This window comes from Isoptericola croceus (assembly GCF_029382255.1).
GTDB classification, from domain to species: domain Bacteria; phylum Actinomycetota; class Actinomycetes; order Actinomycetales; family Cellulomonadaceae; genus Isoptericola; species Isoptericola croceus.
In genome coordinates, this window is the sequence record NZ_JARLLG010000518.1 from 1 (window position 1) to 254 (window position 254).

The 254-nt window shown below is 50.8% G+C and carries 1 protein-coding gene; it reads left to right on the plus strand.

From position 1 onward, the window contains the following. The first annotated feature begins 79 nt into the window (after positions 1–79). Positions 80–241 carry a hypothetical protein gene (locus PZC42_RS25005; protein ID WP_277214337.1) on the plus strand — a complete coding sequence of 54 codons (162 nt, stop codon included), beginning with the start codon at positions 80–82 and terminating at the stop codon, positions 239–241. The last annotated feature ends 13 nt before the right edge of the window (positions 242–254 follow it).

Sequence of the window (254 nt, forward strand, 5' to 3'; positions counted from 1 at the left end):
CTCGTATTCCTTTGCCATATCCTCTCTCACAGTGGGGGTGATGATGGGGGCAGGGGCAGCAAAGACAGGCCTGTCTTGAATGAGAGAAGGGAAGGAAGAAGAAGAAGAAGAAGGAGAAGAAGGAGTGCTAACGGTTGCGAAGACAGAAGGGCCTAAGGTGGCCTTCTTGAGAGAGGTTTTGGCTGGGGAGATGGAAGAGAGGCACCACCCGTTAATGGAAGAGGTCGACATTGTGCAATGAAGACTCAAATGTT